Annotated in this window: 24 protein-coding genes and 2 pseudogenes; 16 read left to right on the top strand and 10 right to left on the bottom strand. The window is 66.3% G+C overall.

Going from position 1 to position 23490, the window contains the following annotated elements; genetic code table 11:
- Positions 1-137: 137 nt before the first annotated feature.
- Positions 138-1190 (bottom strand): restriction endonuclease, encoded by a 1053-nt coding sequence (locus ABZS40_RS34185; RefSeq protein WP_354948525.1) that lies wholly within the window; start codon positions 1188-1190, stop codon positions 138-140.
- A 103-nt stretch (positions 1191-1293) separates the two neighbouring features.
- Between ABZS40_RS34185 and ABZS40_RS34180 the strand changes: the two genes are divergently transcribed.
- Positions 1294-1479, top strand: coding sequence for a hypothetical protein (locus ABZS40_RS34180; protein ID WP_354948523.1), 186 nt, complete (start codon positions 1294-1296; stop codon positions 1477-1479).
- Between the two features lie 167 nt (positions 1480-1646).
- Here ABZS40_RS34180 and ABZS40_RS34175 read toward each other — a convergent pair whose 3' ends face one another.
- Positions 1647-2672, bottom strand: coding sequence for a LacI family DNA-binding transcriptional regulator (locus tag ABZS40_RS34175; RefSeq protein WP_354948521.1), 1026 nt, complete (start codon positions 2670-2672; stop codon positions 1647-1649).
- 51 nt (positions 2673-2723) lie between these two features.
- On the bottom strand, positions 2724-3707 hold the full coding sequence (locus tag ABZS40_RS34170; RefSeq protein WP_354948519.1) for a ribokinase: 984 nt from the start codon (positions 3705-3707) through the stop codon (positions 2724-2726).
- Between the two features lie 199 nt (positions 3708-3906).
- On the opposite strand from ABZS40_RS34170, the gene ABZS40_RS34165 reads away from it, so the two are divergent.
- The 6 genes from ABZS40_RS34165 (at position 3907) to ABZS40_RS34140 (ending at position 10556) form a co-directional block, all read left to right on the top strand.
- On the top strand, positions 3907-4965 hold the full coding sequence (locus tag ABZS40_RS34165) for a BMP family ABC transporter substrate-binding protein (protein WP_354948517.1): 1059 nt from the start codon (positions 3907-3909) through the stop codon (positions 4963-4965).
- Positions 4966-5163: 198 nt separating this feature from the next.
- On the top strand, positions 5164-6174 hold the full coding sequence (locus ABZS40_RS34160; protein WP_354948515.1) for an ABC transporter permease: 1011 nt from the start codon (positions 5164-5166) through the stop codon (positions 6172-6174).
- Complete coding sequence (locus tag ABZS40_RS34155; protein WP_354948513.1) at positions 6174-7172, top strand: ABC transporter permease; 999 nt, start codon at positions 6174-6176, stop codon at positions 7170-7172. The genes ABZS40_RS34160 and ABZS40_RS34155 overlap by 1 nt, the downstream gene beginning before the upstream one ends.
- Before the next feature lie 17 nt (positions 7173-7189).
- Positions 7190-8791 (top strand): ABC transporter ATP-binding protein, encoded by a 1602-nt coding sequence (locus ABZS40_RS34150; RefSeq protein WP_354948511.1) that lies wholly within the window; start codon positions 7190-7192, stop codon positions 8789-8791.
- 14 nt (positions 8792-8805) lie between these two features.
- The gene (locus ABZS40_RS34145; RefSeq protein ID WP_354948509.1) at positions 8806-9879 is read left to right on the top strand and encodes a nucleoside hydrolase; all 1074 of its coding nucleotides are present in this window, start codon (positions 8806-8808) and stop codon (positions 9877-9879) included.
- Positions 9880-9941: 62 nt separating this feature from the next.
- Complete coding sequence (locus tag ABZS40_RS34140; protein WP_354948507.1) at positions 9942-10556, top strand: HD domain-containing protein; 615 nt, start codon at positions 9942-9944, stop codon at positions 10554-10556.
- Between the two features lie 76 nt (positions 10557-10632).
- Here the strand turns inward: ABZS40_RS34140 and ABZS40_RS34135 are convergent.
- A pseudogene (locus ABZS40_RS34135) lies at positions 10633-11475 on the bottom strand (IS5 family transposase).
- A complete protein-coding gene (locus ABZS40_RS34130) occupies positions 11433-12191 on the bottom strand; it encodes an ISAs1 family transposase (protein ID WP_354948527.1) in 759 nt (252 codons plus the stop codon). The pseudogene ABZS40_RS34135 and the gene ABZS40_RS34130 overlap by 43 nt, the downstream one beginning before the upstream one ends.
- A 69-nt stretch (positions 12192-12260) precedes the next feature.
- On the opposite strand from ABZS40_RS34130, the gene ABZS40_RS34125 reads away from it, so the two are divergent.
- From ABZS40_RS34125 to ABZS40_RS34110, 4 genes are all read left to right on the top strand, one after another.
- Entirely contained in the window at positions 12261-12533 is a 273-nt protein-coding gene (locus tag ABZS40_RS34125) for a hypothetical protein (RefSeq protein ID WP_354948505.1), read from the top strand.
- A 14-nt stretch (positions 12534-12547) separates the two neighbouring features.
- Positions 12548-12673, top strand: coding sequence for a hypothetical protein (locus ABZS40_RS34120; protein ID WP_354948503.1), 126 nt, complete (start codon positions 12548-12550; stop codon positions 12671-12673).
- 522 nt (positions 12674-13195) lie between these two features.
- A complete protein-coding gene (locus ABZS40_RS34115; RefSeq protein ID WP_354948501.1) occupies positions 13196-13420 on the top strand; it encodes a hypothetical protein in 225 nt (74 codons plus the stop codon).
- Positions 13393-13851, top strand: coding sequence for a transposase (locus ABZS40_RS34110; RefSeq protein WP_354948499.1), 459 nt, complete (start codon positions 13393-13395; stop codon positions 13849-13851). Before ABZS40_RS34115 ends, ABZS40_RS34110 begins: the two co-directional genes overlap by 28 nt.
- Before the next feature lie 439 nt (positions 13852-14290).
- On the opposite strand, the gene ABZS40_RS34105 is transcribed toward ABZS40_RS34110, so the two are convergent.
- Entirely contained in the window at positions 14291-15016 is a 726-nt protein-coding gene (locus tag ABZS40_RS34105; protein ID WP_354948497.1) for a dienelactone hydrolase family protein, read from the bottom strand.
- Positions 15017-15299: 283 nt separating this feature from the next.
- Entirely contained in the window at positions 15300-15812 is a 513-nt protein-coding gene (locus tag ABZS40_RS34100) for a hypothetical protein (RefSeq protein WP_354948495.1), read from the bottom strand.
- A gap of 233 nt (positions 15813-16045) precedes the next feature.
- On the opposite strand from ABZS40_RS34100, the pseudogene ABZS40_RS34095 reads away from it, so the two are divergent.
- Positions 16046-16672, top strand: a pseudogene (locus ABZS40_RS34095) (transposase); the annotation flags it as partial.
- Between the two features lie 84 nt (positions 16673-16756).
- On the top strand, positions 16757-17890 hold the full coding sequence (locus ABZS40_RS34090; RefSeq protein ID WP_354948493.1) for an IS630 family transposase: 1134 nt from the start codon (positions 16757-16759) through the stop codon (positions 17888-17890).
- 19 nt (positions 17891-17909) lie between these two features.
- Here the strand turns inward: ABZS40_RS34090 and ABZS40_RS34085 are convergent, their stop codons facing one another.
- Entirely contained in the window at positions 17910-18293 is a 384-nt protein-coding gene (locus tag ABZS40_RS34085; protein ID WP_354948491.1) for a hypothetical protein, read from the bottom strand.
- 328 nt (positions 18294-18621) lie between these two features.
- Between ABZS40_RS34085 and ABZS40_RS34080 the strand changes: the two genes are divergently transcribed.
- Both ABZS40_RS34080 and ABZS40_RS34075 read left to right on the top strand, forming a co-directional pair.
- A complete protein-coding gene (locus ABZS40_RS34080; protein ID WP_354948489.1) occupies positions 18622-18798 on the top strand; it encodes a hypothetical protein in 177 nt (58 codons plus the stop codon).
- 304 nt (positions 18799-19102) lie between these two features.
- Positions 19103-20308: an IS4 family transposase gene (locus tag ABZS40_RS34075; protein ID WP_354948487.1), complete on the top strand. Its 1206-nt coding sequence runs from the start codon at positions 19103-19105 to the stop codon at positions 20306-20308.
- 575 nt (positions 20309-20883) lie between these two features.
- On the opposite strand, the gene ABZS40_RS34070 is transcribed toward ABZS40_RS34075, so the two are convergent.
- The gene (locus ABZS40_RS34070; protein ID WP_354948485.1) at positions 20884-22122 is read right to left on the bottom strand and encodes an N-acetylmuramoyl-L-alanine amidase; all 1239 of its coding nucleotides are present in this window, start codon (positions 22120-22122) and stop codon (positions 20884-20886) included.
- Positions 22122-22409, bottom strand: coding sequence for a hypothetical protein (locus ABZS40_RS34065; RefSeq protein ID WP_354948483.1), 288 nt, complete (start codon positions 22407-22409; stop codon positions 22122-22124). Before ABZS40_RS34065 ends, ABZS40_RS34070 begins: the two co-directional genes overlap by 1 nt.
- A 287-nt stretch (positions 22410-22696) precedes the next feature.
- Here ABZS40_RS34065 and ABZS40_RS34060 point away from each other — a divergent pair.
- On the top strand, positions 22697-23490 hold a 794-nt coding region (locus ABZS40_RS34060), incomplete at its 3' end, for an IS630 family transposase (RefSeq protein WP_354948481.1).

Raw genomic sequence — 23490 nt, 5'->3', positions numbered from 1 at the left:
GCGGGGTGCGATCAGGGCCCAGCGGGCGTCGGACAGGTCGGACGGATAGGGTCGCCGTGCGGTCATGACTCAGGCGTACGGCGCGAGGACACGGAGGTGACGGACTTCATGTCCGTCGATGTCGGAGTGAAAGTGAATCAGACACGATCGCGGGGCGGAATGCTCTGATTCCGGTCAGGGCTGAATCGACCGGGATGCGCCCTTTCCCGGTCAGGTCGGGCACCTTGCGCCATCGAAGCCCGAGACGCAAATCGACCGCTACTGGCGCGAAGATGAAGCAAACGTCCAGTCAGCAGCCGGTTGAGGGCATCGGCCACCACGTCGGCCTTGCGCTGGTGAATCTCCGCGTCGCCGACGGTGTCAATCATGGAGTGGGACTGGTCGAGCCGAAACACGAAACAGCTCGGGTTGGTGCGGCTGATCTCGGCCGTAAAGGCATGGCTGACCTCCGGGGGTGTGGGGGAGCAGGCCGCAGTTGCGGCCAGCCGGTGGCGGTGGTGTTCAAGGGGTGGGTGGTCACTCCACCAGTCCGCAGCAGGTGCACGGCTGGGCGGAGCCGTCAGCGGGCTGGTGGCGGGCGGTGGGGCCGCGCTGGCCACGGCCGGGTCGCCTGCGTGTACTGCGGCGGTGGGCGGCGGTGCTACGGCGGTCACCTGCGGATCAGACTGGTGGCGTTTCCGGCTGGGCCAGCCCTTGATCGGCGGCGTATGGGTGGTAGCCCACTGGGACAGCAGCGTGCGGTCGACCAAAGTGATGTTGCATAGCTTTGCGACATCGCGAGCGGGGTTGGTGACGTGCGCGGTGGTCACCAGCAGGGGGACATCGGCGCGATGGATATCGCGGGCGGTACCGGCGAACCATTGAACGTCCGGGCTGGTCAGCTTGGAGCTGTACCGCTTGCATTGCACCACGACCTTGCGGCCGTCCGGCGCGTACCCGACCACGTCACAGCCCATATCACCGGACTTCCCGGACACCGCGACGCGCCTGAAACCCGAGCGGCGCATGAGGCGGGCAATAAAGTGCTCGAACTCCGTGCCGGTCATGCTGTCGGTGACCGCGATGTTGCGCTCGCACTCCGCCAGCCGCCGGGCCTTGACGACCTTGAGGTAGAACGCGCCAACGAACGCAGCCACGATGGTGAGAACGATTAGCGCGAGGACGACGGGATGGTCCTGAGCCAGCTGCATCACTAGAACGGACCCGGTGCCGGCAGCGCCGGCGCCGTGATCACCTCCAACCCTGAGCCAGGTAAAGGCCAAACTTCGCTGCCGCCGAGCGTTATCGCCGCGCATGCGGGAGCGCGCAAACCGGCACTCCTCGCGGCTCGTTCGCGTCGAGCACGTCATCGGATACCTCAAAAACTGGCGGATCCTGGGCCGCTACCACGGTCGACGCCAGCACCTCGACGCCACTATCCGCGCCATCGCCGGCCTGCTCTCTCCGACCATCAGCACACCGACCGCACTGAGAACATGACCAGGCCGCTCAAGGCCGTACAAGCCACACCTCACATTCCGTGAAGGACTTCCTTCGCCGCAGGTAGGCGCCCCGCCGATCACGAACGAGGTCGATAGCAGCCGAACCGTCCGGTGCGGTTCTAAAACAAGCTCGGAGTAGGGCGCTGTGCTTGATCGCGGCCGGGATCACCCGGGGCAGCCGCAACTCGTCCGTGTCACCAGCTGGCAGGTCAACTGCTCCGTCGAGCGGGTTGTGGGCCGTCTGGCGATCTGTGTCTGGATGAGGTCGACGGCCCGGGCACCCAACTGGGCAATCGGCTGTTGAACTGTGGTCAGTTGCGGGGTGATGAGCCCAGCCTCGCGGATCCCGTCGAATGACACGATGGCGAGGTCCTGAGGCAGGGTAAGCCCTGCGGCGCGCGCTGCATGGATCACGCCAATAGCCTGTTCGTCTGTGTGGATGAACAGTGCGGTGAAGTGCTGCGGTGACCGCAGTAGGCGTTCGGTGAGATCGAAGGCTTCGTAGCGATCAAAGCGGCTCCGCATCACGGTTTGACCCGCGGCGTCGATGCCAGCGGCGTCGAGGGTCTCGCGCCAGCCTTGCTCCCGCTTCTGCACCGCCATGAACCTCTCTGGGCCGGCCAACATGCCGATGCGGCTGTGCCCATGGCCGAGGAGGTGTTCGACGGCAGCTGCGGCACCATTGACGTTGTCCGGGGCGAGCACTGTTCCGCGTGCGCCGCTAGGAAGCGGATCAAAAGAGACGAGCGGGATTCCCTGTTCGCGCTTGAGGAGCGCACTGGTGCGGGGCCCATTCCTTCCGTCTGACTCCTGTGCCGCTCCGACGAGGATCAGCCCACAGCACTGGCGGCTGAGGAAGGTTTCGACGTATGCCGCCTGACGCTCGTCCTCGTGGCGGGCGTTGCCGAGGATGACGTTGTATCCCTTGGCGGTTGCGGCCCCTTCGATCGCAGTGGCGAGCGCGGCGAAGTACGGATTGTCGAAGTTGGGAACGACGAGCCCGATGACATCGTCGTGCCGACGTGAGAGCGCCCGGGCGGCAGCGTTGGGCCGGTAGCCGAGGTCCTCAACGGCTTGCAGGACGCGCTGCCGGGTGGCAGCCGCGACCGGACGTGGTCCGTTGTTCAGGACATAGCTGACGACCGCCGTCGACGTCCCCGCCAGCTGGGCGACGTCATCTCGTGTGACCACGCTTCGCTCCTTCTCCTGGATGCGTCGGACAACAGACCACGACGATCTTAGTTAGGGAGCAGGCTCGACGGGCGCCGCGAACGTGGCCGGCTCCGTCGGCCGGACCATTTCCAGGGTCGGCATCCCGGCGCGGGCGCCGACGGCCGTGACGGAGCGACTGGCGGCGGACACGGCTTCGGCTGCGGCATGGTTGAGGGGTACGCCAGCTGCGAGCCTGGCGCACAGTGTCCCCGAGAGCGTGTCACCGGCTCCAGTGGTATCAACAGCAGCGACCTCCACCGCGGCGAATCGTCGAACTGTCCCGTCGCTCGCCAGCTCGGCGCCGTCGCGACCCCGGGTTACCAGCACCGGCGCTCCGGTCAGACGGCTCAGGGCGACAGGGTCGTGAGGCAGCTGATGCAGCTCGCAAAGCTGTACAAGTTCGACGGCGTTCGGCGTGAGAATGGGGTGCGCAGCGAGCAGGAGGGGCCCAAGCTTGCGCGCCGGTGCCGGATTGACGACGACCCGGGCCCCGCGATCGGCTGCATGCCGCACGGCCAGGTCCACCACGGCTGCTGGGATCTCGCAGCTGATCAGGCACACGTCGCTCGCGGTCAGCGCAAGAGCTTCCAGGGAAGCCTCGGCTCGATCCTGGTCGAGCCTGTGGTTGGCGCCGGAGGCGAGCACGATCATGTTCTCGCCATTGGCCACCGACAGGACCACCGCCATCCCGGTCGACGTGCCCGAGACTCGATACACACCACCGATGCCGACACCTTCGCGACGCAGTGCGTCGAGCTGTATGCCGGCCGCCTCGTCATCACCAACCGCGCCGATGATGTGGACCTCCGCACCGAAGCGTGCGGCAGCCACCGCCTGGTTGGCCCCCTTGCCGCCGGGGAGACGGCTTACCCTCAGGGCCTCGCTGGTCTGGCCCCATGACGGCAGCGCGTCGACGGAGAATACGAGGTCGTCGTTGATCGATCCGACGACGACTACGCGCCCCACGGGCCGTCGAGACGTGGCCGGCGGCGCTGTTCCCAGTGCGGTGTTCATACATCCTTCTTTCGCCGTTTCGTGACCTGTTGAAGTTTGAACAGGGCGTTGACTCATGGAGTCTACGCGCGTAGTGTCCGCCAAGTCTACGCGCGTAGCGCAAGCAAATCGCCACGACCGGACGTTGCGTTTAGCCCGCACCGCCGACCACGCGCTCCGCCGCGGAACTCGTAGCTCAGCCAGAACCACAGGAGGTCTCATGAGGTCCAAATTCATCGTTGCGGCGCCGATCTGCATCCTGGCGCTCGGCCTAGCCGGTTGCGGCGGCTCAACAGGAGGTGCCGGCTCCAATGCGACATCCGACCTCGACTGTTCGTCACCAGAGACCTTCTGTGTCGGTCTAGTTACTGACGGAGGCAAGGTCGACGACAAGTCGTTCAACCAGGCGGCGTGGGGAGGAGTGCAGAGGGCTAGGGACACGCTCGGCGCGCACGTGCGGTACATCGAGACGACCGACGCGAAGGACTACACGGCGAACATCAAGCAGTTCACCGATCAGAAGTACGACGCCGTCGTCACGGTGGGCTTCCTGATGACCGACCCGACTGCAGCCGCGGCGGCCCAGAACCCCGGCACCAAATTCATCGGTGTCGACGAAATGATTGATACCGAGAAGGTCAAGAGCCCGAACCTCACCGGGCTTACCTTCCCGGCCGACCAGGCCGGCTACGCCGTTGGCTACCTTGCAGGCCTGCTCACCAAGACCGGCAAGATCGGTGCCATCAACGGCCTTGAGATCCCGCCGGTGCAGAAGTATTTCAAGGGCTACGAGGCGGGTGCCAAGGCATCGAACCCGAACGTCCAGGTCGTCGGGGTCTACCACCCGGCCAGCGGTCAGCCGTTCAACGATCCAGTGTGGGGTGCCGGTGAGGCGAAGAAGCAGCTCGCCCAAGGCGTCGATGTCATCTTCGGCATCGGCAGCAACACCGGGAACGGTGCCCTGAACGAAGTTGCGAAGTCCTCCGACGCTGGCACCACGCGCTTCTGCATTGGCGTCGATGTGGACCAGTGGAGCACTCTTCCCGAAGCGCGCCCATGCATGGTTACCTCGGCCGAGAAGCTCATCGCCGACGGTGTCGCCGAGCTACTCGGCCAGGCCGAGGACGGCACGATGAAGAGCGGCAACTTCATGGGCAAAACGGGGATCTCGCAGTTCCACGATTTCGACAGCAAAATCCCGGCTGAGGTGAAGACCAAGGTCGAACAGGTCGTCAAGAAGCTCGCCGATGGCTCGCTGCAGACAAACGTCGTGCTCTAGCCCGCCCCTGAAGGAGCATGAGGTCCGCCGATGAGTACCCCGACCCCTCCACCGACCCCTCGGAAGACCGCGAGCGGCGCGGAAGAACCGACGCCCAGTCCGCCGGTCGAGCCCGAAAGCGACGGGACCGCACCTCCGCGCGGGGCCCTTGGGCTCCTAGTCCGTGAGCAGTCGATCGTCGTTCCGCTTGTCGCTCTGGTGGCCGCGTTCCTCATCGGTGCGCTGCTGATCCGCAGCCAGGGCATCAACCCGGCGTATGCTTACCAGAGCCTCTTCTCCTATGCACTCTTCGACGGCAGTGGCCTAACCGCGACGCTGCAAAAGATGGTGCCGCTCGTCCTTTGCGGCCTCGCCGTGACGATCCCGCTCCGCGTCGGCCTGTTCAACATCGGTGGCCAGGGCCAGTTCATGGTGGGCGCGATCGGTGCAGCCGCGGCGGCCTATGCCCTGCGGTCCGCACCTGGGAGTGTGACGATTGTCGTGACGATGGTCGTCGGCGTCCTGGCCGGCTCAATGTGGGCCTCGATCGCCGGCCTGCTGAAGGCAGCTCGTGGTGTTCACGAGGTTATCGCCACGATCATGCTCAACTCAATCGCGGGCGGGTTGATTGACTGGTTGCTCAACGGCCCGCTCGCAGACAAGGCGGTGCCCTACCCGGCATCGCACGCCGTGGCCGGCGCCGCCCAGCTGCCCTCAGCCGGGGTCGTACCGATTGGGCTGCCGATCGCCCTGGTCCTTGCCGTCGTGACGGCCTGGGTATTGCGACGGACCACGCTCGGGTTCCGCTTCGAGACGATCGGGCGCAATCGGCACGCCGCCCTATATGCCGGGATCTCGATCCGCGCGACGACAATCCTCGCGATGGGGATCGCGGGGGCGTGCGCTGGCCTGTCCGGCGCGATCGAGCTCGTCGAGGTCGACCCCTACCGCTACCAGGACGGTATTGCCGCCAACCTGGGCTTCGACGGGATCACGATCGCGCTGCTCGCCCGGGGTAATCCACTAGGGACGATCCCTGCGGCGCTCCTCGTCGCGGCAATGCGGGCGGGTGCTCCCCACCTTGGCTTCGACACCGGGCTCCGGCCGGAGATCGTCGATATGCTTCTCGCCACCACCCTGCTCCTTGTTTCGCTGCCGCTCATAGCCAAACTGATCTTTCGCCGCCACGCGGTCAAGAGCAGCGGGCTCGCCAGCAGTTGGGGGGCGTGATGAGTGGCATCGTGGCACGGCTGCGCCGGCGGCCACTCACCGTCGGGACGTCCGTGCTTGTCCTGATCACAGCCTATGTCTTCTATTTCGTCGACCAGGATGTCGCGACGTCAATGTGCTCCAACGCGTGGTTCTACGCAGTGCCACTCGTCCTTGGAGCGCTTACCGGTGTCGTCAGTGAGCGCTCCGGCGTCGTCAACATCGGTATCGAAGGCCAGATGCTTACCGCGGCGTTCGCGTCGTTCTTCACTGCGGCGGCGACGAAGTCGCTCGTCGCCGGCGTTGCCGCGGGGATTCTCGCCGGGGTGGCAATGGGTGTTTTCCTCGCGTGGACGACCGTCACAGCCCGGATGGATCAGATCATCGCCGGCGTAGTGATCAACATTGTCGCGACCGGCATCACCTCTTTCTTCTACCAGTCCGGTGCCCAGCTGCCGGCAAATATGCCGCAGTGGAATATCCCCGTTCTGTCGAGCATTCCGCTCATCGGCGACACCTTCTTCCACACCGGCCCGATCGCCCTCTTCGCGCTCCTCGTCGCGCCGCTACTGCACTTTGCGCTGTTCCGGACCCGGTGGGGCCTGCGGACCCGGGCGATCGGTGAATACCCCTCGGCAGCCGACACAGCAGGTATCAACGTCAACCGGATGCGGTTCGTCAACGTCGTTCTCGCCGGGATTTTGGCCGGCGCCGGCGGCACCTACCTCTCCATGGAGGCCACGAGCTCATTCAGCCGAGGCATGTCCGCGGGGCGCGGATTCCTCGCCCTGGCGATCATGATCTTCGGCGCCTGGCGGCCGCTGAGGGCCGTCGCCGCGGCGATGTTCTTCGGGTTCGCCAATGCCCTTGCATCCCAGCTCCAGGGAGTAGTCGACATCCCGCAGCAGTTCATCACACTCCTGCCATACGTCCTCACTCTCGTCGTCCTCGCAGCAGCGGCGGGCCGCGTCCGGGCTCCGGCCGCCGAAGGCATCCCGTTTATCAAGGGAGAAGGCTAGTGACCGAAGCAAGGCACATGCCCACGGCTGCTCGCGGCCGGCGGGCCAGCACAGGAGAGCGCGTCCTTGACATCGAGGGCCTATCGAAGTCCTACGGAACCGTCCACGCGAACACCGACATCACCCTGCACATCGAGCGGGGCGAGATCGTCGCCCTCCTCGGCGAGAACGGCGCCGGCAAGTCGACCCTGGTCAAGCAGATCTTCGGACTGACCCGCCCGGACCGGGGCCGGATCGTAATCAAGGGCGACGGCACCCCGATCAAGGACCCCAAGGACGCGATCCGGCGCGGCATCGGGATGGTCCACCAGCACTTTCAGCTCGTCCCGGTTATGACGGTCGCAGAGAACCTCATCCTCGGCCACGAACCAGTGCGCGGCGGCGTCCGTCTCGACCTCGAGGGCGCCCGGATGATGGTCCGGAAGCTGTCCGAGAAGCACGGACTCGCCGTCGACCCCGATGCCAGGATCGAGGATCTCCCGGTGGGCGCCCAGCAGCGAGTCGAGATACTCAAGGCGCTCTCCAACAAGGCCGACCTGCTCATCCTCGACGAGCCGACCGCTGTCCTCACCCCTCAGGAAACCGACGAGTTGCTCGGGGTACTGAGCGAGCTCGCCGCAGAAGGCACGGCGATCGTCTTTATCACCCACAAGCTCCGCGAGGTCCTCGCCGTCGCGAACCGGGTCTACGTACTGCGCCGGGGCCAGGTCGCCGGCACGGTCCACACCGACGAAACCGACGCCACCAGGCTCGCCACGATGATGGTCGGTCGCGACGTTATCCTCCGCGTCGACAAGGAACCGGCGACACCCGGCGAGGCCGTGCTCTCGATCCGCGACCTCGTCGTCCGCGACGACCGCCATCTGACTTCCGTCAACGGTGTCTCGATCGAGGTGCACGCCGGCGAGATCGTCGGCATCGCCGGGGTCGAGGGCAACGGCCAGCGCGAACTCGTCGAGGCGATCGCCGGGATGCGGCCACCGGTGTCCGGCACAATCCGGCTCGGCGAACGGAACATCACCCGGTCCACCCCGGCCGACACGAATGCGGCCGGCGTCGGGCACATCCCCGAGGACCGCGAGCGCCACGGCATCGTCGCGACGTACTCAATCGCCGATAATCTCGTCCTCAACTGCTTCGACGCCGAGCCCTACTCCCGGCACTGGATCCGCAACATCCGCGCCATCCGAGAGCACGCGACCGCGCTTTGTGCGGAGTTCGACATCCGGTCGGCCTCGATTGACGCTCCTGCGGGGTCGCTGTCCGGTGGCAACAAGCAGAAGGTGGTCGTCGCCCGCGAGATGGCGGCCCGGCCCCGCCTGCTCGTGGCGGCCCAGCCAACCCGGGGCGTCGACATCGGGGCGATTGAGCTCATTCACCGCCGGATCGTCGAGGCCCGCGACGCCGGCGCAGCTGTTCTGCTCGTGTCCGCGGAGCTCGATGAGGTCCTCTCGCTCGCCGACCGGGTCGCCGTCATCCACGCCGGCAAGATTGTCGCGGAGCTGCCCGGCGACCAGGTCGACTGCACCGAAATCGGCCGGCTCATGGCCGGCGAACGGCCCGGCCCGGTACAGGGCTCCACTGTCTCGCCACGGTCCGGCGACGGATCACCGATCTGATGGGGAAAAGAGTAATGAAGAACCGCGAAAAGTCCGCCCGTGGCCCTGCGGCCCCGACCATCCTCGACGTGGACACCGGAGTGGACGACGCCCTTGCATTAATGCTCGCCTGCGCCGCGGAGGAGATCGATCTCGTGGGCGTCACCTGTGTCGCCGGCAACACGCCCCTTCCGGATGTGCTGACGAACACCCGTACCATCCTGCGTTACTGCCGGAGGGAGGAGATACCGGTAGCTGCGGGCGCGGATCGGGCCCTCGTACGGGAACCGGTCGGTCTGGACAATGCCTGGGTCCACGGCGGGGCCGGCCGGGGGTACGCCACGATCGCCGAGAATCTGGGGCCGAGCATCGACGTTCACGCGGCGCAGTTCATCGCCGAGGAGGTTCGTCGCCGACCAGGTGAGATCACCCTCATCAGCACGGGGCCAATGACGAACATAGCTCTTGCGCTCCGCATCGAGCCTCGTCTGCCGAGCCTGGTCGGCCGGTGGATCTTCATGGGCGGAGCGTTCGCCGTCGGCGGGAATACGACGCCTGCCGCCGAATTCAACATCCAGGCCGATCCCGAGGCAGCGCGGATCGCCATCAGCGAATTCAGCTCGGCCACGACGCGTCCGACCGCGATCGGCCTAGACGTATCCCACCAGGTTCAGCTAATGCCCCGGCACATCGAGCGTCTCGCGGCGATCTCCGGCGACAAGTTCACCATCGCCCCCAGATCCGGGCCATGGGGAACGCCGAGCAACCCACTCCTCGCTTACCTCGAAGGTGCGATCCGCAAGTACGCGGAATATCACCAGCAGCTCCACGGCTTCTACGGAATCTACCTCCATGACCCCCTCACAGTTGCAGTCGCCATGGACCCGACCCTCGTATCGGTACAGCCAACCGCCGTCGACGTCGAGTGCCGAGGCGCGCTGACTGCCGGAGCGACAGTCGCGGATTGGAAAAGAGTCTGGGACAGGGAGCCGAACATCGACATCGCCGTCACCGTGGACGCCGAGCGCGCGCTGTCCACCGTGACGAACGCGGTGGGCAGCTTCATCGCGTCCGCAGAGCCTGCGCGCGATAGCAGCACCACCACGTGAACGGCGGCCTCGCCCGCGACATCGACCAACCACGGGGCCTTCCTGAGCGGCTAGCGCGACAAATGGAGTTCGTCGTCGAGGTGGACCGGCTCAAGACGGTGATGCGACGGTCTCCTCTCATCGCGGCCAACCGCCTTGAGAACGACGCGGAGCATTCCTGGCACCTCGCACTCATGGTGTGCGTGCTGGCCGAGTACTCCGATCAGCCGATCGATGTCGGTCGTACGCTCCAACTCGTCATCGTCCATGACCTCGTCGAGATCTATGCCGGTGACACCTTCGTCTACGACAATGAAGGAGCTAAGGGGCAGGTAGCACGGGAACGAGATGCCGCCGGTCGGCTGTTTGCGCTACTTCCGGACGACCAGGCTGACACCTTCCACGGGCTCTGGGAGGAGTTCGAGGCACACGCGACGCCCGAGGCGCGGTTCGCCAAGGCCATGGACCGACTGCAGCCGACGCTGATGAACTTCAACACCGGAGGTGGCACTTGGCATACCCCCGGCGTAACGAGCGACGACGTCGTGCTCCGGAAGTCGGTTATCCAGGACGCCTCCCACGTGCTGTGGCATTACGCCAAGCGACTCATCGGTCTCGGTGTAGCAAGAGGCTGGCTTGCTGCTGCAACCGATTCAGCCCCGGGAGAGCTTGCCGGCGGCGACCGAAATGACGATTGAGCAAATGAGCGAGCACAACAGCCACCTACGGATTAGAAGGCTAGACGGGCCTGAGTGCGTGTTTGAGATGGCGCGATCAGGTCCAGTTGAAGGTGCGGCGGGCTTGGCGGCGGGCAGGTCGACCGCGGGTGATGCGGCGGGTCATGCCGGCGATAGCGGCCCAGCGGATGATGGCTTCGGAGACCTCGGGGCGGCGTTCGTAGTCGCGGGCGAGTCGGCGATTGGCGGTGAGCCGGGCCAGGGTTCGTTCCGCCATTCACCGCGGCGGATGCACGGCGAAGCCGCGCTGGTCGGTGGGCTTGCGGACGATCTCGAGGGTGATGCGTAGGATGTCGCGGGTCCAGTCGACGAGTCGTCCGGTGAAGCCCTGGTCGGCGAAGACGTGTCGGATCGGGGTGGCCATGTAGGCGCCCAGCAGGGCGGCCTTCGCGCCATCGCGGTCCTGCCAACTCGCGGCGAGGACAGTCACGGTGACCAGAAGACCTAGGGTGTCGGTGACGATGAACCGTTTCCGGCCGTTGATTTTCTTGCCCGCGTCGTAGCCGTGACTGTCCCGGCCGACGGTGTCAGCGCCCTTCACGCTCTGTGAGTCGATGATCCCGGCCGACGGTTCGGGCTCTCGGCCCTGCTGCACTCGGGCCTTGATCCGCAGGGTGGCCAGGAGCTTCTCGGTGACGCGGGCTTCTTCCCACCGGGTGAAGTACCAGTACACCGTCTGCCATGGCGGGAGATCCGCCGGTAGATACCGCCACGGGCACCCGGACCGCACCACGTACAGGATCGCGTTGACGATTTCCCGCCGCGGGTGCTTGTCCCGCCGGCCGTCCGTGTTCGGCCCTGGCAGCAAAGCCTCGATCAGCGCCCATTGGGCGTCTGTCAGGTCGGAGGGGTAGCCACGACGGGTAGACACCACGTCAATCTGCCCAACCCGCGGCCGAAGGTCACGCCGCCACGCCATCCACGTGCCGGTGCGGATTCGCGGCGGCCGTGGCCGCAGTCGGTGTCGCGTGCGGCGTCGGGGACGGCCCGCCAGGGCAGGCCGGCGAGTTGGGCGTGCATGGTGGGCTGGTTGGCCTTGACGGTCAGGATCCAGTGGGCGCCGCGTTCGGAGAGGTAGGCGACGTGGCCGCGCTGGCAGTGCAATGCGTCGGCGGTGATCACGGTGCCGCGCAGGTTGCCGATCTGGTCGAGCAGCGGTGCGAAGCGGGTGATTTCGTTGGTCTTGCCGTCGACGGCGGTGCTGGCGAGGACGACGCCGGTGGCCTGGTCGCGGGCGGCGAGAACATGCTGGGCAGCGGCGTCGGTGGTGCGGGAGCCACGTAGCGTCTTGCCGTCCACGGCGATCGCCCGCCGCTGGGCCGGCGCTGTCGCCACGGTCCGGGTGCCCAGCCAGCCGTTGGCGGCCGCGGTGAGCAGGTCCGGGTCCAGGGCCTGCAACAACCGGCGGATCATCGCCTCCGATGGGTGCCGGTCCGGGGCGATACCCAACGCGACCGCCGTCGCAGCAGGGACATCAACGATCCACTCGGCAATCGCGCTGTAGGAGCGGTAGCCGGCCGCCACGGCACAGACCGCTTCGGTCACCACCACGGTCAACCGGTTCCGGACACCGCGGCGGGCCCGGGGATCCGGCAGAGCGGCCAGTGCTCGCGTTGGCTATCGCCCCCGGACCGGCACCCGTCGGAGGCGGCGATCCTCCGGTTGTTGCAGGCCCTGGACCCGGACCTGTTCACCGCAGCGATCAGCGGCTGGCTCTCCACCCGGACCACAATGCCGGCCGAGCGGCAGGCGATCGCCGTGGACGGTAAGACGCTAGGCGGCTCCCGCACTATTGAGACCACGGCCCGGCATATCCTCGCCGCCTGCGACCAGGGCGCCGGCGTGGTCCTGGCCAGCACCGACGTGGATGGTAGACGAACGAGATCACTCGGTTCGGCCCGCTCCTCAACCAGATCGGCGACCTGCGCGGCACCGTGATCACCGCCGACGTCATGGCCGCACTGTGCAACGCCGCCATCGGCGCCCTACGCCTGCCCGGAGTCACCAACATCGCCGCCGCCAACCGCCACCACGCTCGCGACAGCAGCCGCCGACTGGCGCTACTCGGCATCATCTGAGGACAGAGATGATGTTCGTGAGCGCCTCCCGGCAGGGTCTGACCCACCGGACGACTGACTTCGGGTCCTTCAAAGATTGTCGGCCCTGGCCGGTAGGCGCTCGTGCATGCACCGGACGTGGCGTTGTGACTTCTAAGAGCCTGGTCAGAGGCCCCATCTCTGTCTTGTCCGCGTTGCCCGGGTGGTGCGTGCCGCCCTGCCCCACCGCGACGAGCGACAGGACGACGATGTCTCCCATTACACCTGAGAAGCCGAGCTCTCGTCGGTGGGGTCGACACTCACCAGGACATCCACACCGCGGCGGTGATCGAGCTTGTCGGGCGGGCTCTGGGCCCCGAGCAGGTCCCCGCGACGGCGTCCGGCTACGCCGCCCTGTTGGCCTGGATGCACGAATTGGCCGGCTGAGGCGGGTCGGAGTCGAGGGCACCGGCGCCTACGGCGCGGGACTGGTCCGCCTGCCGCGGGACGAGCAGATGCAGGTGATCGAGGTCGATCGGCCGGCCCGCAAGACCCGCCGGTTCCATGGCAAAGCCGATCCGATCGACGCGATCCAGGCCGCGCTGGCAGGCGAAGCACCGGCACCCCAAGCAGCGCGACGGCCAAATCGAGGCCCTGCGCAACCTGCGCGTGGCCCGACGCGGCGCCGTCGACCAGCGCGCCGAGACCCAACGGCAGATGAAGGCCCTGATCGTCACCGCCCCCGACGTATTACGCGCCAGATGCGCCGCCTGGATATCACGAAACTGACCGCCACCTGCACGAATCTGCAACCCGACCAAGCCGACGCGGCCATCCCAGCCGTCGCCGTCGCCGTCGCCATCGCGCTTCGCTCGCTGGCCCGCCGCCACCAGCACCTATCCACCGAGATCGCCAACCTCGGCGAACTATTCGAACCACTGGCCGCCGCCATCAACCCGGCCCTGCTGGCCGCGAACGGCGTCGGACCCGACGTCGCCGGGCAGCCGTTGGTCAGCGCCAGCGAGAACCACGACCGGCTCGCCTCCGAAGCCGCGTTCGCCATGCTCTGCAGGGCCGCTCCCATCCCGGCCAGCTCCGGCAAGACCACCCGACACCGGCTCAACCGCGGCGGCGACAGACAGGCCAACGCCGCGCTCTACCGCGTCGCACTCACGATGAATCCACGCAAGGCCGACTACATGCAGCGACGCACCAAGTAAGGCATGTCCCAAGAAGGCGATCATCCGCCGCCTCAAGCGCTGCGTCGCCAGCGAGCTCTACCAGCTCATCACAGCACACGATCTTCAACCCGCGGCTTGACACCGATAGGAGCATCTTTGCCAGGGCCCTGGTGTGGTGACGCCTTCGATGCTGCGTCTACCGTCGAAGTCGAGGTTGAGGTTATCTTTGAACGTGTCATTGACGGACTCGATGAGCTGCCGGATCGGTTTCAGTAAGTGATCGTCCGGGCGTGGGACGCGGTTGCGGTACGACGGCCGTAGTAGCCGCACCCACGCTCGGCCAGCCACCGGTCCAGCTCCGCGGACACGTATCCCTTGTCCGCGACCATCAGCTGAGCTGCGGTAAGGTCCCACAGACTGGAGCCGGTGGCGGTCGACCGGCCTGGTTCGCGGCCCGGAATCGCGGTTGCCGACCAGGTCACTCCGTCACGGGCAGGCACTCGTCGAGCAGAGCGACGACGTCGCGCCAGGCTCGCTGCGCCTGCCGTGGGTGGTAGCCGACGCCGGGGACCACGGGCTGGTCGACCGGCGGGTGGTGGAAAGCGTGTAAGGCGCCGCCGTAGACCACGAGGCGCCAGTCGACGCCTGCGGCCTGCATCTCGGCGGCGAATGCGTCCCGTTGCGCGGGCGGCATGATCGGGTCTTCCGACCCGACCCCGGCCCACACTGGGCAGCGGATGCGCGCCGCCTCACCCGGTCGGCCCGTGGTCAGTGCGTTGACTGTCCCGATCGCGCGTAGGTCGACGCCGTCGCGCCCGAGTTCCAGCCCGATAGCCCCCCCGGTGCCGTAGCCAACGGCGGCGATCCGCTCGGGGTCGGTCCGTGGTTCGGCGCACAACACGTCAAGCGCCGCGTGGCCGATGCCCCGCATCCGGTCAGGGTCGGTGAGCAGCGGCATGCAACGGGCCAACATCTCCTCGGGGTCGCCCAGATAGCGCCCGCCATGGATGTCGAAGGCCAGCGCCACGTACCCCAGCTCAGCCAGGGTGTCGGCCCGGCTGCGCTCGACGTCGCTGAGCCCCGGCCCCTCTGGCCCGAGCAGCACCGCGGGCCGCCGGTCGACACCAGCCGGAAGCGCCATGTGCCCGATCATCGTTAGGCCGTCGGCCGGGTACTCGACCGTGCGCGTTGTAATCGTCGTCATGAGACTGAGCCTAGTGATCGTCGAGCCCGGTCGGGCCGGTATTCGCCGCTGGCAGAACAACGCGGGTGTGCCACTTAAATGCGGCGCTTCGCGTTGCTTATCGCTGGAAGCCGGCGCGGTCGAACGCGCTACCACCTGTGGCTTCGCGGCTACAACCCTCTGATCGCGACCGTGTCGACGCCGATGTCCGCGCTGGTCGTCGCGGCGACCCGGCTATCCAGCGGTATCGCAGGTTCACAGCGTGATCACACACTGCCACGACTCGTTACGCGGAAAGGCTCAGTTAGCTCTGACCTCCGCGCGCGAGGATCTCGCGGCGCAGTACGGACTCCAACTCCGGCGGAAGGACGAAAAAGCCATCGGCGGTGTACAGGCGATGGGCTGGATTCGGTTGATAAGAACCCGCCACAGGCCTCCCGTCGTCCACCGCGACCATACCGATCACATCCTGCAGCGCCACTTCCCCGCCCTGCCGGGTCGTCCGGCCGTCCACGAGATAGATGCGGGCGCCGTCTTGGCCTATGGCCCCGCGCGCCACTTGCCCGAGTTCGATGACATGCTCCGAAATCAACTCATGCAGGAATCTCACAAAGCCGGGATTCTCCTCGAACTTGTCGGGACTGACATCGTCGCCGAAACCTCGCGGCCTTCGGATCATGCCCAGGATCGCCTCGGTGGGCAGCCCGTTCTTGCTGACCCACTCGTGCTCCATCACCGAAATGACGTCCTGAACGCCCGCGCCAGACCCGACACGGTAGACAAACACTGAACGTCCGCGCTCGCTCCGTTCCGCCATACAGTTACGCTAACCTATCGTCAGCGGAGCTTCTACATCTCCGCTCCGTCCTCGCGGACCAACTGCCTGACCGGAACGGGGCCGCCGCAGAGGGCTGTCTCGCTAGGGCCCTGTCTCGACGGGTGCACAGCTATCACCAGCGGACCCGCGGATGGGCCGGTGAATGCCCGGCCGGTGGTGCTCCAGGTGCGCGTACGTCGGCTGGCGTGCCCGACGCGCGCTGCCGTCGCACGCTCCGGGAACAGCTGCGCCGGCACCGGGGCACCTTCCAACGGACCAAGACGTGGAAGGAGTCCACCGACCCGCAGCGTGACACCAAACTCGCCCGGATCGAGTACGTCAGCGCCCACTTTCCCCAACGGGTGTTCGCCTTCGACGAGCTCGGGCCCCTGGTCATCCGCCCACAGGCCGGCACCGGCTGGGCGCCCGCAGGCCATCTCCATCGGCTGCCCGCGAACTACCACAAGCTGCACGGCGTCCGGCAGTTCCACGGCTGCTACAGCGTCGGCGACGATCAACTCTGGGGCGTCGTGCGCCGCCGCAAGAGCGCCGCGAACACCCTCGCCGCCTTCAAGTCGATCCGCGCCGCCCGCCCGGACGGGGCACCGATCTACGTCATTCTGGACAACCTGTCCGCGCACAAGGGCGTCGCCATCCGGCAGTGGGCAGCCCGGAACAAGGTCGAGCTGTGCTTCACCCCGACCTACGCCTCCTGGGCCAACCCGATCGAGGCCCAGTTCGGGCCGCTACGCACCTTCGTCATCGCCGGATCGAACCACCCCAACCACCCCGCGCTGACCCGACGCCTGCAGGCCTACCTGCGCTGGCGCAACGCCAACGCCCGCCACCCCGACGTCCTAGTGCCGCATCAAGAAACGTTTGCCCTGCTGCGACGCGCCGTCCGGATGTGATCTGGGCGGCGCGTCGTCCATCATGCTGAGCAGGTGACGGTGCGTGTGCGGGTCCGAGAGGTCGATGACGACGAGGGGCGACGGCTCCTGCGGATCGTCCGCCGAGGGACCGGGTCAGTGGTTACCTGGCGCCGAGCTCAGATGGTGCTGTTATCGGCGCAGGGCATGGACGTTGCCAGGATCGCCGAGGTGACGTTCACCAGCCCGGATCGGGTCCGGGACGTGATCCACAACTTCAACGTCGACGGCTTCACCTCGCTCTACCCGAAGTACAAGGGCGGGCGACCCAGGACGTTCACCCTGCCCGAACGACGCGAGATCAAGAAGATCGCCAAGTCCAGGCCGGTCGAGCAGGGCCTGCCGTTCTCGACGTGGAGCCTGGTCAAGCTGGCCGACTTCCTGGTCGCCGAGGGGGTGGTCGACGACATCAGCCACGAGGGCCTGCGCATCCTGCTCCGCGAGGAAGGCGTCACCTTTCAACGCATGAAGACCTGGAAGACCTCCCGGGACCCCGACTACGCGGTCAAGAAGGCCCGCGTCGAGCACCTCTATGCCATCGCGGACGGCGAGGTTCTGCCCGAGCCGGGCGAACCCGAGATCGTGTTCTGCCTGGACGAGTTCGGGCCGCTCAACCTCCAGCCCCACCCTGGCCGCCAGTGGGCCGAACGCGGCGGTAAGCACAAGGACCCCGACCGCGAACCGCGGCCACGCCGCCGCGCGACCTACACCCGCCCACACGGGGTCCGGCACCTGTTCGCCGCCTACGACCTGGGCAAGGACCAGCTCTACGGCCACATCAAGCATTCCAAGAACCGCTCCAAGTTCTTGGAGTTCTGCCGCTACCTGCGCTCCCTCCACCCGGCCGACAGGCGCATCGCGATCATCTGCGACAACTTCTCCCCACACCTGACCACCAAGCGCTGCCGTCGCGTCGCGGACTGGGCCGCAGGCAACAACGTCGAGATCGCCTACACCCCGACCAACAGCTCCTGGCTCAACCGGATCGAGGCGCAGTTCACCGCCCTGCGCTACTTCGCCCTCGACGGCACCGACCACTCCACCCACAAAGCGCAGGGCAGCATGATCCGCCGCTACATCATCTGGCGGAACAACAACGCGACCAACAAACGTCTGGCTACCCTTGTGACCAGGGCTAACGCTGCCTAAGCCGCACCCGTGGACGGCCTCACCACAGGTGCAGGAAGCTCCGGACGTCGTCATATCCGTCGAGAGCTCGACCGTCGACGTCCGACGGATCTGCCTCGGCACGCGACGCCAGCGACTCCACCAGCGCAAGAGCCCCGTCGCTGAGATGGCCGAAGCGTCGAGCAGCGTGTCCCAGGCACAGGCCGGCCAGCCCGAGCAGAGGGCTTCCCGGAACAGCCCGCGTCCCGACCTCCCTGCACCAGCGCTCGACAAAATCCGCGTCGTTGTCGTTCAACGCCGTCCCGACCAGAACACTCGCCGCCTCGCCCTCCGCCGAGCGGTCATGCAGGGCCCGCTCCAACACCTCAACCACCGCCTCGTGGGGCAACGCCGGAGGGTTCTCGAAGCTCAGATGCGAATGCATCCAGCCAAACTACGTGCTCCGCGATCTGCACTCGACCGGCAAGACCGAGGCGAACATTGCCTGACGCGGCACTAGTCACAGTATGAGGACTCCATCTGACCCGGGGGGTTCATCAGGTCGTCACCGTGGATGATCTGCTGTTTCCCATGCCCGCCAGGTCGTACGGGTCCGTCGCCGGCGCCGCCAACTGGGCACGAAGAACTGGGCACGAAGAAGTGGACCAGCGAGGTCGTCTACGCGATCACGGATCTGCCCACCAGGCCCGACCCGAAGAGATCGCCGTGTGGGCCCGTGGACTATCGAGAACAGCGTGCACTGGATACGCGACGTGACCTTCGGGGAAGACGCCAGCCAGATCTGCACCCACCACACCCCGGCGGCATGGCCGTCCTCCGCGAACATCATCTGCGGCACGTTCCGCCTCACGCGCTGGGCCAACACCGCCAGCGCCCGCCGCGCCCACACCACCCCCGCAGCCGCCCTCACCCTCCACCGGATCCTATGATCAAAACAGACAATCACGGAACACTCCGGGGCCCTGCCCGGAGTAGTCCGGAGATGTGCCGTTTAACCGCACCTTGAGCCTTTTTCAAACTGGCCTTGCAGCTTGAAAAAGGCTCCCTACATCACGTCAGGGACATCGTTCCGTGAGGACTCACACCAAGCCCGAACCGGCAACGGACCCGCCGTCATGGCCCAATGCCGTTTAGATAGGGCGTCGGTGCTGGTCAGGGTGGCGGGCTGACGGGTGATGTCGAGGGTCGGTACGGTTGCCGGTCGTGACGTCGCAGGCGGTGCCCTCGGGGCGGATGACTGACCACATTGGTCTGGGTGTGCTCTCGGCTCGGTTTCATCGTGATCTGCTCGAGGAAGTGATCAACCGGACGGGGTGTCGGGAGAAGCGCAGCCGTCGACTCCCGGCGCACATGGTGATCCGGTACGTGATCGCGATGGGTCTGTACGGCCAGGAGTCTGCTGAGGAGGTGATGCGGCGGCTGGTTGGTAGCCTGCGCGTGATGGGCTCCTGGTCAGATGACTGGCAGGTCCCGACCGCTTCGGCGATCACGCAGGCGCGGCAGCGCCTGGGGATGGCGCCGGTGAAGGAGTTGTTCGCACGGGCTGCGGTGCCGGTGGCGGGCGCGGGCACCAAGGGTGCCTGGCTGGCCGGCCGCCGTCTGATGGCCATCGACGGGACCAGTTTCGATGTGGCTGACACGTCGGCGAATGTGGAGCGTTTCGGGCGGATGGGTTCCGAGGCGAACGCGTCGGCCTATCCGAAGGTGCAGGTCACCGCGGTCATTGAGTGCGGCAGCCGGGCCGTGGTCGGGGCGGTCCTGGGCCCGTGCAGCCTCGGGGAACGCACCCAGGCCGGGGAACTGACCGGTGTGGTGGAGCCGGGGATGCTGCTGCTGGCCGACAGCGGCTTCTACTCCTTCGAGCTGTTCAACCGGTTCGCCGCTGGCGTCGCGGACCTCGCCCGGCGCGTCGGAGCGTCGGTATCGGTGGAACTGGTGCGGTGGTTGTTCGACGGCTCCTACCTGGCGTTGATCTACCGGCCAGGGCTGTCCGCGCAGCGGCGCCGCCACCTGGCCCAGACGGTGACCGACGGAGGTCAGGTTCCTGCTGACACCGCCCGCCTCGTGCGGGTCGTGGACTACAGCGTGCCCGACCGCAACCCCGACGGTGACCTCATCACCGTGATCACCACCATCCCCGATCCACACGAGGTACCCGCGATGGACCTGGCTGCCGCCCACCATGATCGTTGGGAGGAGGAATCCGCCCTCAAAGAGATCAAAAGTGACCTCCGCGGTCGAGGTGAGGTCCTCCGGTCGAAGACCCCTGACTTTGTCGAACAACAGATGTGGGGTCTGCTGCTCGCGCACTACGCGATCCGGGCCCTGCTCGTTGACGCCGCCGACGAAGCCGGCTACGACCCCGACCGGCTGTCCTGCATACGCGGACTCCGTCTCGTGCGCCGCCAGGTCACCGACCAGGCGGCCATTTCCCCCTGAGCGCCTGAGGACTGCCATCACCGACGCCCACGCCGAGATCCTGCGTCACCCGCTACCCGAACGCCGACACCGCACCTGCCAACGAGCCATCAAACGCGGCCGACACAACTCCTACCGCATCAAACGACCCACCGACAAGATCATCCGCCACTCCGGACCACCCACACTCATCCTGGCCTGCCCCAAGATCCTTATCTGAACGGCATTTGGTCATGAGGTGGTCCGGCATTGCCAAGATCCGCCGGTCTTGCACGAGACCTGAAGCAGTCCAGAGGTGTGCAGGCATGCCCTCGACGAGCCGGACCACCACACGAACGGCTCGCCGAGCCCACGCTGCCGATTTTTGAAGACCCTCAGAGGCCAGGTAACGGGCAGGCATCCTGTGGACCACGGCGGGCCGTTCGGGACTCATTAGGTAACGGGGGTCGACAGGACCGGCTCATGTGTCGATCCGTTGGCCAGAAGCTGCATGGATGTGGACAGCGCGCTGGGCCGGTGCCAGCCTGGTGTTGCAAGGGCGGGGTCTCTCGGGTGCCCCGGGGGCTGGGGTGGGCGCCCGAGAGGTGTTTGTTGTGTTACTGGAATTTGCCGATTGCGGGTACGTCGCCGAGGTTGCCGGCACCAAACACGACTGTTTGGGTGCTCAGGTTGGCCTTCCGGATGTAGAAACTGTTGGTGGAGGGCCGGTAGACAGCCAGGTTGGTGTAGGCCAAACCCTCGAAGTAGCCCGGTGCGGGCAGGTCACCGACGTTGCCGTATTGAATCTTGGACACGGTTCCGTTGGCCATGCGGATATGGAAGGTGGCAGTCGAGGGCCGGTAGACAGCAAGATTGTCGTACACGCTGTTCTCGTAATGCCCGATGGCAGGCAGGTCGCCAGGCTCACCGAACTGAACACGGCCGGCGGTTCCGTTGGCCCAACGCAGATAGAACGTCGCGTCCGAAGGCCGGTAGACAGCCAGGTTGTCATACGCGCTGTTCTCGTAATGCCCAGGAGCGGGCAGGTCGCCGGTCGCTCCGAACTGGATCCGGTTCACAGTGCCGTTGGCCATCCGCAGGTAAAACGCCGCGTCTGAAGGCCGGTAGACGGCCAGGTTGTCATACGCGCTGTTCTCGTAATGGCCGACCGCAGGCAAATCACCGCTCTGACCGAACAAAACCTCAGGCAACTGGCCGCTACCATCGAGCGTACGAATGTAAAACCTACTCGTCGAACCACGATAAACCGCCACATTCGACAACCTCGCCAGCGTCTGCTGTGCAACGTCGGCGCGCATGCGGTCGAGGTCCACGTAGGAAGGATCAATCTTGCTCGTGGTGCTGGTCTCGCGGTGGCCGCGCGCGTAGCTGGCGTCACGGCCGAGGTGTTTGAGTACTGCCGCCGTGGCCTTCACCGATGCGTCGTATTGGGCCGGGGACATGGCCTGATCGGGGATTTGAGGATATGGCTGGTCACCGGAGTAGTCGATCTCCCAGCCGATGAGCATCGCATTGCCTGCGCCGGCTGGGATGGGACCGCTCGCACGCGCAGGGCCGGCGTGATTGGCTGGGCCGGCTGCAATGAGGTGAAAGACCCCGTTGTAGTCGACCAACGCGTGGCAGAGCGGGCCGGGCAGATCGGGCCTGCCGCTGATGACGAGCCCGAGGCTGGGATGGGGATTATTCGGACCGCTGTTAGAACCAGCAGTGTGGTGCCACAGCACACCGATCGGGTTGAAGTTTCCGCCCGCCGAACGGGCCCGCCAGTCTCCCTCCTCCACGACCTTTACGCCAGCGCTCCGAAGCACGTCCGCGAGCCAGGTGATGGCGGTCATCAGCGCGCCACCATCAAGTCGGCCAGACATTCGACGGTGCCGGGACTTGCCTGCGCCGGTTTCGCCGCCAGCACGGTCGCCACGGCGACGAGGGGGATGAAGCCCAACAGCCCTCGGCGAGTATGACGCTGGCGCCTGTCCCCAATCGCCGTAGGAGCCGTCACATTATTTCCATTCATAGTTGCCTCCTTGGCGTCCACGAATTCAGGAATCCAACGGATTCGCATCGTGTTGACGGTTTTTCGCTCAATCGGTGGCAGGCTATTGGGCACCGGCTTCAACCCCACTTCAAAAATGCTTCGAAACCACCTCCGCGGTTCGGTGGCATGAAGCCCAGCGGGTGAAAGAAGGCCCAGGTCAGCGCGAGGCCTCGCTGAGGAGCCTCACTATCCCTGGTCCGCGTCGACACCCAAATTCGGGTTGGCGGGCGTCGACAGCGGTATGGTCGTCATCGGCATGGGAATAGGCGCAGGGCCCCGGAGTAGTCCGCGAATGTGGCTTTTGGTCGAGTTGTCGCCTGGGGGCCCGGGGGCCCTAGTGTCCTGAGTCGTTGATTCATTGCTAGATTGATGGCATGGGTGATGGTCGTGGTCCGAAGTTGGCGTTGCTGGCGTTGAGCGCCGAGGATCGGGACGTGTTGCAGGGCTGGGCTCGTCGTGGGAAAACGGCGCAGGCGTTGGCGTTGCGTGCGCGGATCGTGTTGGCGTGCGCGGATGGCCTGTCCAACAGCGAGGTCTCGCGGCAGCTCGGGGTGTCGCTGCCGACGGTTGGGAAATGGCGAAAGCGGTTCATCGCGCAGCAACTGGCAGGGCTGCTGGACGAGCCTCGTCCTGGCGCACCGCTGAAGATTACCGACGCGCAGGTCGAGGCGGTCATCGTCAAGACCCTCGAAGAGGTGCCGTGCAACCGGGATAGCCACTGGTCAACCCGATCGATGGCGAAGGCGGCCGGGCTCAACCAGACGGCCGTATCGCGGATCTGGCGGGCGTTCGGGCTCAAACCACACCTGGTGGACACCTGGAAGCTGTCCACCGATCCGCTGTTCATCGACAAGGTCCGTGACGTGGTGGGGTTGTACCTCGACCCGCCGGACAAGGCGATGGTCCTCGCCGTCGACGAGAAGTCCCAGATGCAGGCCCTCGATCGCACCGCGCCGATGCTGCCGATGATGCCGGGCGTGCCTGAGCGCCGTACCCACGACTACGTGCGGCACGGGACCACGAGCCTGTTCGCCGCGCTGGACATCGCCACCGGCAAGGTGATCGGCCAGCATCAGCGTCGGCACCGCCATCAGGAGTTCCTGCGCTTCCTCAAGACCATCGACGCCAACACGCCGCCCGAGCTGGACCTGCACCTGATCTGCGACAA

It is taken from the genome of Micromonospora sp. NPDC005324, from assembly GCF_040607155.1.
GTDB lineage: Bacteria > Actinomycetota > Actinomycetes > Mycobacteriales > Micromonosporaceae > Micromonospora > Micromonospora trifolii.
This window is presented reverse-complemented; position numbering and strand designations above follow the sequence as displayed.